Source organism: Nocardia sp. NPDC003183 (genome assembly GCF_053590715.1).
The window spans coordinates 193,151-206,253 of the sequence record NZ_JBSFTG010000005.1; the positions used below are offsets into that span (position 1 = coordinate 193,151).

Annotated in this window: 12 protein-coding genes; 8 read left to right on the forward strand and 4 right to left on the reverse strand. The window is 69.7% G+C overall.

From position 1 onward, the window contains the following. Positions 1-62 precede the first annotated feature (62 nt). Together ACWDXS_RS19240 and ACWDXS_RS19245 are read left to right on the forward strand one after the other, a co-directional pair. Positions 63-1,793 (forward strand): DEAD/DEAH box helicase, encoded by a 1,731-nt coding sequence (locus ACWDXS_RS19240; RefSeq protein WP_449967497.1) that lies wholly within the window; start codon positions 63-65, stop codon positions 1,791-1,793. After that, entirely contained in the window at positions 1,793-2,341 is a 549-nt protein-coding gene (locus ACWDXS_RS19245; protein ID WP_449967337.1) for a hypothetical protein, read from the forward strand. Before ACWDXS_RS19240 ends, ACWDXS_RS19245 begins: the two co-directional genes overlap by 1 nt. A 118-nt stretch (positions 2,342-2,459) precedes the next feature. Here the strand turns inward: ACWDXS_RS19245 and ACWDXS_RS19250 are convergent, their stop codons facing one another. Next, positions 2,460-3,197 carry an SDR family NAD(P)-dependent oxidoreductase gene (locus ACWDXS_RS19250; RefSeq protein WP_379316549.1) on the reverse strand — a complete coding sequence of 246 codons (738 nt, stop codon included), beginning with the start codon at positions 3,195-3,197 and terminating at the stop codon, positions 2,460-2,462. 160 nt (positions 3,198-3,357) lie between these two features. On the opposite strand from ACWDXS_RS19250, the gene ACWDXS_RS19255 reads away from it, so the two are divergent. Beyond that, the gene (locus ACWDXS_RS19255; protein ID WP_387442491.1) at positions 3,358-3,960 is read left to right on the forward strand and encodes a TetR/AcrR family transcriptional regulator; all 603 of its coding nucleotides are present in this window, start codon (positions 3,358-3,360) and stop codon (positions 3,958-3,960) included. 40 nt (positions 3,961-4,000) lie between these two features. On the opposite strand, the gene ACWDXS_RS19260 is transcribed toward ACWDXS_RS19255, so the two are convergent. Beyond that, complete coding sequence (locus tag ACWDXS_RS19260; protein WP_378628281.1) at positions 4,001-5,710, reverse strand: DEAD/DEAH box helicase; 1,710 nt, start codon at positions 5,708-5,710, stop codon at positions 4,001-4,003. Between the two features lie 206 nt (positions 5,711-5,916). On the opposite strand from ACWDXS_RS19260, the gene ACWDXS_RS19265 reads away from it, so the two are divergent. Beyond that, positions 5,917-7,080 (forward strand): YihY/virulence factor BrkB family protein, encoded by a 1,164-nt coding sequence (locus ACWDXS_RS19265; protein WP_379313031.1) that lies wholly within the window; start codon positions 5,917-5,919, stop codon positions 7,078-7,080. Here ACWDXS_RS19265 and ACWDXS_RS19270 read toward each other — a convergent pair. Then, entirely contained in the window at positions 7,050-7,289 is a 240-nt protein-coding gene (locus ACWDXS_RS19270) for a DUF3039 domain-containing protein (RefSeq protein ID WP_056815556.1), read from the reverse strand. The two genes, ACWDXS_RS19265 and ACWDXS_RS19270, sit on opposite strands and share 31 nt — an antisense overlap. Before the next feature lie 83 nt (positions 7,290-7,372). On the opposite strand from ACWDXS_RS19270, the gene ACWDXS_RS19275 reads away from it, so the two are divergent. Continuing rightward, positions 7,373-7,789, forward strand: a complete 417-nt coding sequence (locus tag ACWDXS_RS19275; protein WP_378988616.1) for a DUF3099 domain-containing protein — start codon at positions 7,373-7,375, stop codon at positions 7,787-7,789. 14 nt (positions 7,790-7,803) lie between these two features. Here ACWDXS_RS19275 and ACWDXS_RS19280 read toward each other — a convergent pair whose 3' ends face one another. Further along, positions 7,804-9,135, reverse strand: coding sequence for an MFS transporter (locus ACWDXS_RS19280; protein WP_449967345.1), 1,332 nt, complete (start codon positions 9,133-9,135; stop codon positions 7,804-7,806). A 272-nt stretch (positions 9,136-9,407) separates the two neighbouring features. On the opposite strand from ACWDXS_RS19280, the gene ACWDXS_RS19285 reads away from it, so the two are divergent. The 3 genes from ACWDXS_RS19285 to ACWDXS_RS19295 all read left to right on the forward strand — a co-directional run bounded on the left by ACWDXS_RS19285 (position 9,408) and on the right by ACWDXS_RS19295 (position 12,994). Beyond that, positions 9,408-10,145, forward strand: coding sequence for a VOC family protein (locus tag ACWDXS_RS19285; RefSeq protein ID WP_449967348.1), 738 nt, complete (start codon positions 9,408-9,410; stop codon positions 10,143-10,145). Between the two features lie 211 nt (positions 10,146-10,356). Beyond that, the gene (locus tag ACWDXS_RS19290; protein WP_449967350.1) at positions 10,357-11,856 is read left to right on the forward strand and encodes a DUF7782 domain-containing protein; all 1,500 of its coding nucleotides are present in this window, start codon (positions 10,357-10,359) and stop codon (positions 11,854-11,856) included. A 169-nt stretch (positions 11,857-12,025) separates the two neighbouring features. Further along, complete coding sequence (locus tag ACWDXS_RS19295) at positions 12,026-12,994, forward strand: sigma-70 family RNA polymerase sigma factor (protein WP_378626663.1); 969 nt, start codon at positions 12,026-12,028, stop codon at positions 12,992-12,994. Positions 12,995-13,103: the final 109 nt, after the last annotated feature.

A 13,103-nucleotide genomic window follows, 5' to 3' on the forward strand; every position in this document is an offset into this window, starting at 1 on the left:
CTGCCCGATCAGAGGAGAACGTTCTGCCCGCCATTCAGGCCACCTACCTTCCCGACCGTCACCTGTTCGCCCTGTGGACGTGGACCGGGCACGACACCGGCCCCGCGCCGACGGGGGTCGGCGATCCGGAACAACTCACCCTCGCGCTGCCGGTCGGCGAGCGCGGGGCGATCGAAACCGTCGAGGTGGCGACCGCGGTGGTCACCCCCGCCGAACTGGCTGACGTCACCCTCGGCGACCTCGCCCCGTCCGCGCTGGCCTGGCGCGCGTCGATGACCGACGAGCGGCCCTTCGCCTTGCCCGCCGCCGCGCACGCCGTCCCCGATGCGGTCGGCACCGCGATCGTGTCCGCCGAGCGGGCGGCGCGGGTCTTGCGCGAGACACGGGCCCTCGACGGGGAGCTGGCGGGAGTTCTCGATGCCACGCTGCGGCCGTATCAGGTCCGCGGGGTGGGGTGGTTGCGCGAGACCGTGTCGGCGTTCGGCGGGGCCGTGCTGGCCGACGAGATGGGGCTCGGGAAGACGGTGCAGACCATCGGGTTCCTGCAGGGCCGCTCCGACGGTCCGCAGTTGGTGGTGTGCCCGACCTCGCTGGTGGGCAACTGGGTGCACGAGATCGAACGGTTCGCACCGGGGTTGAAGGCGGTGTCGTGGCGCGGTGGCGCGGTGCCCGCCGGCGCGGGGACGGTTCTCGTGACCGGGTATCCGACCCTGCGGCTGCACGGGGCGGCACTGACCGGTGAGCATTGGGTCACCGTGGTGTTCGACGAGGCGCAAGCGCTGAAGAATCCGCGCACCCAGGTGTCGCGGGCGGCGCGCGCGCTGACCGCCGACGCGAAGGTCGCGCTGACCGGAACGCCGGTGGAGAACCACCTCGACGAACTGTTCGCACTGCTCAACCTCACCGTGCCGCGACTGTTCGCGCATCGCACGCAGTTCCGGCGCCGGTTCGTGCGGCCGATCGAGGAGGGGTCGGCCACGGCCGCGGCACGACTCAGGGACGCCGTCGAGCCGGTTGTCCTCGGACGCAAGAAGCTTCAGGTGGCGGCGTCACTGCCCGCGAAGATCCACAGCGATCTGCTGTGCGATCTCACCGCCGAGCAGGAACGGGTGTACGACGCGGTGCTCGCCGACGCCCTCGATGAGGGCTTCGGCTCCGGCCTGCAACGACAGGGACGGGTACTGGCCGCGCTCACCCACCTCAAGCAAGTGTGCAACCACCCCGGACTGGTTTCCGGCGACCTGGGCGAACTCGCGGGCCGTTCCGGCAAACTCGACCTGTGCACCGACATCGTGGCCACCAACCTCGACACCGGTGACCCCACGCTGATCTTCACCCAGTACCGCAAGACCGGCGACCTGCTCGTGCGGCACCTGGCCGAGCAGTTCGGCGTCGACGCGCCGTTCTTCCACGGTGGGCTGGACGCGACCCAGCGCGGCGACCTCGTCACCCGCTTCCAGGCGCCGGACGGGCCGCCGGTACTGATCCTGAGCCTGCGCGCGGCGGGCACCGGCCTCACCCTCACCCGCGCGGCCGATGTGATCCATTTCGATCGCTGGTGGAATCCGGCGGTGGAAGCGCAGGCCTCGGACCGGGCGCACCGGATCGGGCAGACCCGCACCGTCACCGTTACCACCCTCACCAGCGCCACCACGGTGGAGGAGCACATCGCCGCGATGCACACCCGCAAGTCCGCGCTGACGGACCTATCCGATGCGGCGGGCATCGCCGAACTGGCCCGCCTCGACGACGACGCCCTCGTCGACATCCTGCGCCGGAAGCGAGAGAACTGATGGCCGACAACGAATTCGGGTACACCCAGTGGGGTCGGGATTGGGTGCGCCTGGCCGAACCGCTGCGCCAGACCCGGCCGGAACCACTGCTGCCCCGCGCCCGCAGCATCGCGCGCAACGACGGCGTGCGCGTCGAGATCGAGGGGCGAACGGTGCGCGCGCACCTGCATCGCGGCGGTCAGGCCTCGATCGCGCACGTCGAGGTGGCGCCGCTGTCGCGGGCGGCGATGACCGCGATCGGCCAGACGATCACCGACCCGACCGTCCTCACCGACGAGATGCACCGGGCATTGGTCGACGCGGGCCACTCCCCCGCGCCCACCCTGGTCAGCGCCGATTGTTCCTGCTCGGCGCGGACCGCGCGCTGCCTGCACGTGTTCGCGACGCTGTACACGATCGCGCGCGGGGTCGACGAGAATCCGCGCCTCGCACTGGAATTGCAGGGCTACTTCGACGCGACCGCCGAATCCGACGCGCCCACCCAGGAACAACGCTGGACTCCCCTGCACACCCTCGACCCGGCCGACTTCTTCGACATCGCCCGCTAGGCGATCAGCCGACGAGACCTCCTCGAACGCACCGGGTTATCCGTGAGTCCTGCCGATCCCGCTCGACGAACCCGGCATCCGGAAGATACACAGGGCCCGTTCGGTCTGCGCCCGCCGCTCAGGCGTTGGTGCCGCCGTCGACGGTGAGGATCGCGCCGGTGATCGATCGGCCCGACGGACCCGCGAGGAAGGCGACGAGGTCGGCCACGTCGGCGGCGGCACCGAAACGGCCCAGCGCGTTGAACTCCCGTTGCGTAGGGGCGTGCCCGCTGTCCGCGGGGTTCATGTCGGTGTCGGTCGGTCCGGGCTGGACGAGGTTGACCGTGATGCCGCGCGGACCGAGCTCGCGCGCAAGGGCTTTGGTAAAGCCGTTGAGGGCCGACTTGCTGAGGTTGTAGAGCGACAGTCCACCGAAGAGCGCGCGTTCGGACAGGTTGGAGCCGATGGAGATGATCCGGCCGCCGTCACCGAGGTACGGGAGGGCGGCCTGGCCCGCGACGAAGGCGGCGCGGGCGTGGATGTTCAGCGCGCGGTCGATCTCGTCGAGGGTGAACTCCTCGTAGGGCTTGGCCGGGAAGATGCCCGCGTTGTTCACGAGGATATCGAGCCCGCCCAGTTCGCGCGCGGTCTGTTCCACGGCGGCGACGACCGCTGCGGCGTCGCCGCTGTCGGCCTTGATCGGCAGCGCCCGCCTGCCCAGCGCCTCGATCTCGGCGGCGACCGCCTTCGCGGCGACCTCGTCGCGCTGATAGGTGAACGCCACATCGGTGCCGGCGGCGGCCAGTGCGCGGGCGATGGCCGCGCCGATCCCGCGGCTCGCGCCGGTCACCAGGGCCACGGTGTTGCTGCTCGTCATCAGGTTTGCTCCAATTTTGTAGTAGTCGATACACAAATAGAGAAGCGTATCCACAGCACCCTCGTCAAGAGTTTCTTACCGATCGACACAGAAATAAGTGGGCGGGCCGTCCGCCGCCGTGGGCGCGGTATATTTACCGATCGGCACAGAAAGGTTTCGCATGGCAGAGCGCGGGCGCCCCCGAGGCTTCGATCGTGAGGTCGCGCTGCGTCGTGCGATGGAGGTGTTCTGGGAGCTCGGCTACGACGGCGCCTCGATGAGCGACCTCACCGCCGCCATGGGCATCAACTCCCCCAGCCTCTACGCCGCCTTCGGCGACAAGGAGGCCCTGTTCCGCGCCGCCGTCGAGCTCTACCGCCGTACCGAGGGCTCCTACACGGCCACGGCGCTGCGCGAGCAACCCACCGCCTACGCCGCGATCGAGGCGATGCTGCGCGACAACATCACCCACTACACCGACCCCGGTCTACCCAACGGCTGCATGGTGGTCCTCGCCGGCGCGACCTACACCACCCGCAACGCCGCGGTGCGCGAATTCCTGGTCGAAGCCCGTCGCCACACCACGGCCGACATCCGCGCACGTCTCGATCGCGGCGTCACCGACGGCGATCTCGCCGCCGACACCGACACGGCTTCGCTGGCCATGCTGTACAGCACCGTCCTGTACGGGTTGTCGATCCAGGCCAGAGACGGCGTCAGCCCCGGCGAACTCAGCGCCGCCGTCGACAGCGCGTTGCGCACACTCGACGCCGCGACACGCTAGGCGAAGCCCGCGGGCCGGCGCGTCGGCGAGGTTCGGTCTCTCAGAGTCGACGCAGGGCGGCGATACGTTCACCCAATTGATCGACACTCGCCAAGGCCGTAGGCGGACCACCACATTCGCGACGGAGTTCGCCGTGGATCACGCCGTGGGGTTTGCCGGTGCGGTGGTGGTGCATCGCGACGAGGCTGTTGAGTTCGCGGCGCAGCTCGCCCAGTTTGTCCGAGGTGGCGACACGTTCGGCGACGGCCGCGGGCTGGGGGGCGGACTCCTGCGCGGCACTACGGTCGGCCAGCTGACGGGTCTGACGGTCGCGCAGGAGAGCACGCATCTGGTCGGCGTCGAGCAGACCGGGAATGCCGAGGTAGTCGGCTTCCTCGTCGCTGCCCGCGATGGTGGCGGTGCCGAAGGAGGAACCGTCGTAGATCACCTGGTCGAGCTCGGCGTCCGCGGCGAGGGCGACGAAGGACTTCTCGTCCTCTCCGGGCTCGTCCTTGGCCTTGTTCGCGTCCATCAGGAGCTCGTCGTCGAGGCCGTCCTTCTCGCGGTGCGGCTTGCCGATCACGTGATCGCGCTGCAACTCCAGCTGCGCGGCCAGGTCGAGCAACACCGGCACCGACGGCAGGAACACGCTCGCGGTCTCGCCCGGCTTGCGGGCACGCACGAAACGGCCGATGGCCTGCGCGAAGTACAGCGGCGTCGAGGCGCTGGTGGCGTAGACGCCGACGGCGAGGCGTGGCACGTCGACACCCTCGGACACCATGCGCACCGCGACCATCCACGGCTGGGTGCCCTTCCCGAACTCGCCGATGCGCTGCGAGGACTGCGGGTCGTCCGAGAGCACCACCGACGGCCGCTCGCCACAGATGTGCTCGAGCAGTTCGGCGTAGTCGCGGGCCCGCTCCTGATCGGTGGCGATCACCAGACCGCCCGCGTCGGGCATGCCCGACGCGCGCAGCTGACGCAGGCGCACATCCGCCGCGCGCAGCACCGCCGAGATCCAGTCACCTGCCGGATCAAGGGCCGTGCGCCAGGCCCGCGCGGTGTGTTCGGCGCTGAGCGGTTCGCCGAGACGGGCGGTGTGTTCCTCGCCCGCGCTGTCGCGCCAGTGCGCGTCACCGGAGTAGGCCAGGAACACCACCGGACGCACGACGCCGTCGGCGAGCGCGTCGGCATAGCCGTAGGAGTGGTCGGCGCGCGAACGCGGGAACCCACCTTCGTCGGGCTCATAGGTGACGAACGGGATCTTCGAATCGTCACTGCGGAACGGGGTTCCGGTCAGCGCCAGTCGGCGCGTCGCGTCGCCGAACGCCTCCTCGGTCGCCTCGCCCCAGGTCTTGGCGTCGCCCGCGTGGTGGATCTCGTCGAGGATCACCAGCGTGCGACGGTTCTCGGTGCGCACCCGGTGTCGTGTCGGGTGCGCGGCGACCTGGGCATAGGTCACCACGACGCCGTGATAGTCGCCGGAGGTCGCGCCGGTGGAGTTGGAGAACCGCGAGTCCAGCTGGATCCCGGTGCGCGCGGCCGCGGCGGACCACTGGTGCTTGAGGTGCTCGGTCGGCGCGACGACGGTGATCTGATCCACCGTACGATCGGCCAGCAACTCCGCGGCAACACGCAGCGCGAAGGTGGTCTTACCGGCGCCGGGCGTCGCGACCGCGAGGAAGTCACGCGGCTTGGTGGCCAGGTACTTCGTCAACGCGCGCCGCTGCCAGGCGCGCAACGAACCCGACGGGGCGCCTCCCGCGGCAATCTCGCCCGGTGTCCCCGCTTGCTTCGCCGTAGCGGCGCCACCCGACCCAGTCACGCAGTCGACCCTAGCCGCCCGATGCGGCGTGTCGCCAAACCGACGCGGGGTGGGCGACAGGCATCACAACCGCGCCCGTGGTCACCGGCCATTTACCTGTTACCCGCCGACACGATGCCCGGCCCGCACCACACAGACCCCCAACGTGCGGGATGCTTGACACCGAGATGAACAACGACCAGGTCCCGGCTGCCGACGCGGCGCACCCGCCGCAGGCGCTCCCGCCCCGCGACTCGCCCGCGCGCCCTGCGGTCGGCGCGCGGGCCGCTCCGCAACGTCGCAGCGATCACGCGCCGTGGGTGCGATGGCTCGCTACGGCATGGCGACTGGTGGTCCGGGTCGCGGTCAAGTGCTGGGACAACTCGATATTCGCCAAGTCCGCGGCGGCGGCGTTCTGGCAGACCCTGTCGCTGGCACCACTGCTGCTCGGCCTCCTCGGCAGCCTCGGCTATGTGGGCGGATTGTTCGGGCCCGACACCGTGCAGATCGTGGAGAGCAAGATCATCGCGTTCAGCCGCGAGTTCTTCAGCCCGTCGGTGGTCTCGGACCTGATCGAACCGACCGTCGACGACGTGCTCGGCCGAGGGCGCGGCGCGCTGGTGTCGGTGGGTTTCGTGCTGTCGCTGTGGGCCGGCTCCTCGGCGATGGCCACCTTCGTCGACGCCATCGTGGAGGCGCACGGACAGCAGGACGCCCGTCATCCGATCTGGCAGCGGATCTTCGCGCTGCTGCTCTACGTGCAGTTCCTGGTGGCCGCGGTGCTCATCCTGCCGGTGATCGCACTGGGTCCCACCAGGATCGGGCGGGTGCTGCCCGAAGCGTGGCGGGAGCCGGGATTGCGGCTGATCGACACCTTCTACTACCCGATCGTCGGGCTGCTGCTGATCGTCGGGCTGACCACGCTCTACAAGCTGGCCCTGCACAAATCACTGCCGTGGCATCGGCTGTTCGGCGGCGCGCTGGTGGCCGGGGTCTTCTTCATGGCGGCCAGCGACCTGCTGCGCCGGTACCTGTCGTGGATCACCGCCACCGGGGTGAGCTACGGCGCGCTGGCCACCCCGATCGCGTTCCTGCTGTTCACGTACTTCCTCGGCTTCGCGGTGATCCTGGGCGCGGAGTTCAACGCCGCCGTTCAGGAGTTCTGGCCTGCCCGGGCCACCCGGATCGAGCAGGTCAAGGAATGGATCACCAGCCAGGTGCGGGGTGACGACGACGATGACGATGAGCACGACGAAACCGCCGGGGCCTGCTCCGAGGCACCGGCGTCACCGACCGAGCCCTCGGCTCAGTCGCCGTCCTTGCGCAAGCCCTCGTAGACCTTCTTGCAGTCCGGGCACACGGGCGAGCCGGGCTTGGCCGAACGCGTCACCGGGAAAACCTCGCCACACAGGGCGACGACCATCGTGCCCATCACGGCACTTTCGGCGATCCGGTCCTTCTTCACGTAGTGGAAGAATTTGGGGGTGTCGTCGCTGGTCGTCTCGTCGGTCGTGGTTTCCGGGCGTACCAGAGTGTCTGTACTCACGCCTTCCATGATGCCGCATCCCGGCCCCGGGCCGCTGACCAGCCGCGTGTGCGCTCGATGACGCCGAGTGGAAGACTCGGGGTATGCAGTCCTACGGCGATGTCCCAGGCGCCGACGAACCGAAGCCGGACCCGGAAGTGACGATCCCCCCCGAGCCCAAGTCCTCGCGTGGGTTCTTCCGGCCCGCCCCCGCCGAACACGCCGTGCTGATCACCGAGGCCGCGCCCTCGCTCGACGACCAGCATCGCGCCAGGGTGCGCCGCTACACGTTCATCATGGCCTTCCGGATCCCCTGCCTGATCCTGGCCGCGATCGCCTACAGCGCGTTCGAGAACCCGCTGCTCTCGATCCTGATCATCGCCGCCTCGGTGCCGCTGCCGTGGATCGCGGTGCTGATCGCCAACGACCGCCCGCCGCGGACCAAGGACGAACCCAGCCGCTGGGACGGCCGCACGAACCAGATCGCGCTGGAATCCGGACAGCACAAGACCCTGGAATAGCGGCTGCGGTTCGGCTACACGGCCGTTGCCGGTCTGCGGACCAGCATCGACATGACCGCGGCGATCCCGCAGAGCGCACCCGCCACGTACCAGGCGAGGTCGTAGGAGCCCTGGACGTCGCGGATGAAGCCCGCGCCGGTGGCGGCCACGGCGGCGCCGACCTGGTGGGCGGCGAAGACCCAGCCGAACGCGATCGGGCCGTCCGCGCCGAAGAGTTCGCGGCACAGCAGCACGGTCGGCGGGACGGTCGCGATCCAGTCCAGGCCGTAGAACACGATGAACACCCACATGCTCGGCTCGGTGTGCGGCCCGAGCAGCGACGGCAGGATCAGTAGCGAGAGCCCGCGCAGCGAGTAGTAGCCGAGCAGCAGGTAGCGCGGATCCACGCGGTCCGAGAGCCAGCCCGAGGCGATGGTGCCTGCCACATCGAAGATCCCGACCAGGGCGAGCAGTCCGGCCGCGGTGGTCGGCGGCATGCCGTGGTCGTGGGCCGCGGTGACGAAATGGGTGCCGACCAGGCCGTTCGTCGATGCCCCACAGATCGCGAAACCGCCCGCCAGCAGCCAGAATCCGGGTCGGCGCGCGGCCGAGGCGAGTACCTTCAACGCCCGGTTGGCACCGCCGACGATCGGGACTCGCGCACCCGCGTCCGAATCGGTCGGCGCCCCGTACGCGCGGACACCGACGTCGCTGGGATAGTCGCGCACGAACAGCCAGACCAGCGGCACCACCGAGAGCGCCACTGCTGCCACGATCAACGACGGCAGCCGCCAGCCGTGCTCGGTGGCCAGCATCGACACCAGCGGCAGGAACACCAGCTGACCGGTGGCGCCCGCCGCGGTGAGCACTCCGGTGACCAGGCCACGACTCCGGACGAACCAACGGCCGGTGATGGTCGCGACGAACGGCATGGACATCGACCCGACGCCGACACCCACCAGCAATCCCCAGGTCGCCACCAGCTGCCACGCCTGGGTCATGAACACCGTCAGCCCGCTGCCCGCGGCGATCAGCACCAGCGCCGAACACACCACCTTGCGGATGCCGAATCGGTCCATCAGCGCGGCGGCGAACGGCGAGATCAGGCCGTAGAGCAGCATGTTCAGCGAGATGGCGGTGGAGATCGTGGCGTGTGACCACCCGAATTCGGTGTGCAGCGGCTCGATGAGGACGCTGGGGACCGAGCGGAAGGCGGCCGCGCCGAGGAGGGCGACGAAGCCGACGCCCGCCACGATCCACGCGGGATGGAGTCGACGACGTTCGTCGGTGACCGATGCCGGTGCGGAAGTGAGGTTGTCGGCCGGGTCGTCGCCGGTGGGCGGCGCGGGCGCACGTAAATCGGTCACTCGGCCAGCGTGCCGGATCGACGGCGGGCGAGCGAGTGGCCGGTGTGACATGTTTCGTCAACATCCTGCCATCGACGGGGTCGGCCGGGCGCGCGCGAGCGAAACGCGGCACGAAGGCCGTGACAGCGGAGCCCGCAGGCTGAACCGACAAGGCTGTCGACAGCGGAGCGCGGGCCGCCTACCGTTCGGACAGGACCACCCGAGCTGCCCGACAGGACAACCGAATCCGGCCGACGGCTTCCGAGGTGCCCTCATAGCGGAAGGGAGACAGCATGATTCGCTGGACCTGGGCCTTTCTCGACCGACCCGTCGATACTTTCGCCGACTGCGCACGATTCTGGGCGAAGGTCACCGACTCCACCGTCTCGCCACCGCGCGGCGAACACGATGAGTTCATCACCCTGCTGCCCGCCACCGGACCCGCGTGGATCAAGATGCAAGCCGTCCACGACGACGGCGGCATCCACCTGGATCTCGACGTCGACGATCTTTCCGCGGCGATCGCGACCGCGACCGGGCTCGGCGCCCACGTGATCGCCGAAATGGATGACTACACCGTGCTGGAATCGCCTGCCGGACAGACGTTCTGTCTCATTCCGTCTACCGAGCCCGCCGGTCTCGGTCCGGCGCCGATCACGGTGTCGACCGCGCCCGATGGCACAGTGACCCGCCTCGACCAGATCTGCCTCGACCTGTCCCCCACCGACATCGACGCCGATACCGCCTTCTGGCAGACACTCACCGACTGGACCCACAAGCCCGGCCGCCGCCCGGAATTCTCGCGCCTGCGCGGCCCCGACCAGCCACTGCACTTTCTGCTCCAGCGCCTGGATGAGCCCGGCCCCACCGGCGCGCACGCCGACCTGGCCTCGTCGAACATCACCGCCACCGCGGCCTGGCACGAATCCCTCGGCGCCACCCGGGTCACCGACGCCGAACACTGGATCGTCCTGCGTGACCCCGGAAATGCCTTGTACTGCGTGACATCGCGGGACCCGTACACCGGCTGAACCACCGCAGACAGCGACCTGCCGCGAGCACAGCCGATGTGCCACTGCGACCCAGCGGCTTTCCATCCAGTCCGCGAGAGGAACAAGCCGCCGCGGCTACCGCGGTATTCGGGCGAGTCCGAGTCTGCGCACGCGACGACACGCAGTGGCAGCTGGTCGTTCTCGGTGCTCGTGGCCCTGGCAGAGTGGTCGGGTGCCTACGAACCCGACGATGACCGACTCCCCGCTCACCGCGCTGTGCCCGGACCTGCGCACCGCGCTGATCCGGGTCGGCTACGACGCCGACACCCTCGTCGAGGCGTTGGGTCCCGATGTGCATGCGGCACTGAGCCGTTCGGAGCCGGTGCCGGTGCGGCGGGCGGCGCGGGCGGCGGGCGACCTCGGCACGCTGGTGCGGTTGCTGCTGCTCGGAGACGTCCTGCCGGAGCGCGACGTCGCGACCGCACTGGCGCCGGTGCGCATCGACGCCGCGGTGGCGGCGGGTCTGCTCACGCGCGACGGTGACCAGGTGCGGGCCGCGCTGGATCTGCGGCCGCTCGATGCCGGCGCGGGTACCCGGTGGATCCTGTCCGATCTCGACGATTCGATGCGGCGGCGCACGCTCACCGAGGATCACGTCCTCGGCGTCGGGCACGCGTCGCTGTCGTTGCTGCGCGCCACCCCCACCGAACCCGTCGGCACCGTGCTGGATCTGGGCACCGGCTGCGGTGTGCAGGCCGTGCACGCGGCGGGTTACGCGGGTCGGGTCACCGCCACCGATGTCAACGCACGGGCCCTGTGGCTGGCGCAGGCCACGGCCGCGCTCAACGAACTCGATATCGAACTGCTCGAGGGGTCCTGGTTCGAGCCGGTGGCGGGGCGACGCTTCGACCAGGTCGTGGCCAATCCGCCGTTCGTGGTCGGTCCGGCCCGCATCGAGCACACCTATCGCGACTCCGGGCTCGCCCTGGACGGGGCCAGTGAACTGGTCATCGGGCAGGCGCCCGAGCTACTGGCCCCCGGCGGCACGGCGGCCATGCTCGCCGCCTGGGTGCACGTGGACGGCGAGGACTGGCGTCGGCGCGTGTCGAGCTGGTTGCCCGCGCACGGCGTCGACGCGTGGGTCGTGCAGCGCGACGTCGCCGATCCTGCCCTCTACGTCGGTACCTGGTTGCGCGACGCGGGCCTGGACCCGCGCGACCCGGCCGCCCAGGAACAGGCGGCGCGCTGGCTCGACGCCTTCGAGGCCGCCGATGTCGAAGGTGTCGGGTTCGGGTTCGTCTATCTGCGCGCGATCGACGGCCCCACCGAACTCCTCGCCGAGGACCTCACCCACGGTTTCGACGACCCGCTCGGCACCGAGGTGGCCGGGTATTTCGCGCGGTCGGCGTGGTTGCGCGCGGTGGCCTCCGACGAAAGCCTCGCGTGGGCATCCCGTTTCGCGCCGAGCCCGGCGACCGCGCTGGAGCGGGTGTATCTGCCCGGCGAGTTCGGCTGGACCGAGCAGGTGGCCCGGCTGCATCGCGGCGACGGACCACGCTGGCAGCACGAGGTCGACGAGTCGACGGTCGCGCTGGTCGCGGGAATGCGGCCCGACGGGCTGCCGTTGTACGAACTGATCGAACTACTCGCCCTCGCCGACGGAGCAGAGCAGGTCACGCCGGAATTCGCCGCCCAGGCTCTCGGTGTGGTCGCCGGACTCGTCCGTCACGGACTGGTGCGGCCCGTCTGAGCCGCCCCGCGGTGGCAGCGAGTTCCGACCAGGACCCTCTTCTCAGGAACTTCTCAGCCGTTGGGGTGGGAACCAGCAGCTCAGAGCGGTTTATCGACCGCGGGATCGGGAACTTTCTCTAAGTCGGGTCCGTTGATCGGAGTGAGACACCACCGACAGGAGGCAAGTCATGACAAGCCCCGCCACCACTCGTTTGCGCCCCAGCGAGGCCGATATCGACGCCCAGAGCCCCGCAGCCGATCTGGTACGCGTGTACCTCAACGGAATCGGACGCACGGCACTGCTCACGGCGGCCGACGAGGTCGAATTGGCCAAGCGCATCGAGGCGGGCCTGTATGCCCAGAACCTGCTGTCAACCAGTAAGCGGTTGACGGCGGCTCGCAAGCGTGACCTGGCGATTCTGGTTCGCGAGGGCTCTGCCGCCCGCTCGCACCTGCTCGAGGCCAACCTGCGTCTGGTCGTATCCCTGGCCAAGCGCTACACGGGCCGCGGCATGCCGCTGCTGGACCTGATCCAGGAGGGCAACCTCGGACTGATCCGCGCGATGGAGAAGTTCGATTACGCCAAGGGCTTCAAGTTCTCCACTTACGCCACCTGGTGGATCCGTCAGGCCATCACCCGCGGCATGGCCGATCAGAGCCGCACCATCCGGCTGCCCGTGCACCTGGTCGAACAGGTGAACAAGCTCGCCAGGATCAAGCGTGAACTGCATCAGCAGCTGGGCCGCGAGGCCACCGACGCCGAACTCGCCAACGAGTCGGGCATCCCGGTGGAGAAGATCGCCGATCTGCTCGACCACAGCCGCGACCCGGTGAGCCTGGACATGCCCGTCGGCAACGACGAGGAGGCTCCCCTCGGCGACTTCATCGAGGACTCCGAGGCCACCTCCGCCGAGAGCGCCGTCATCGCCGGCCTGCTGCACCACGACGTGCGCAGCGTCCTGGCCACCCTCGACGAGCGCGAACAGCAGGTCATCCGCCTGCGCTTCGGTCTCGATGACGGCCAGCCGCGCACCCTGGACCAGATCGGCAAGCTCTTCGGCCTGTCCCGCGAGCGGGTCCGCCAGATCGAGCGCGAGGTCATGTCCAAGCTGCGCAAGGGCGACCGCGCCGACCGCTTGCGCGCCTACGCCAGCTGATCCGAAAACTCGACGGCCCCGCGGGGTCGTCTGCCGAAACGCCGACCGGCGACCGCGCACCCCTCCCCTCCGGGTCGCGAGCCGGTCGGCGTTGTTCGTTCCACCGGAC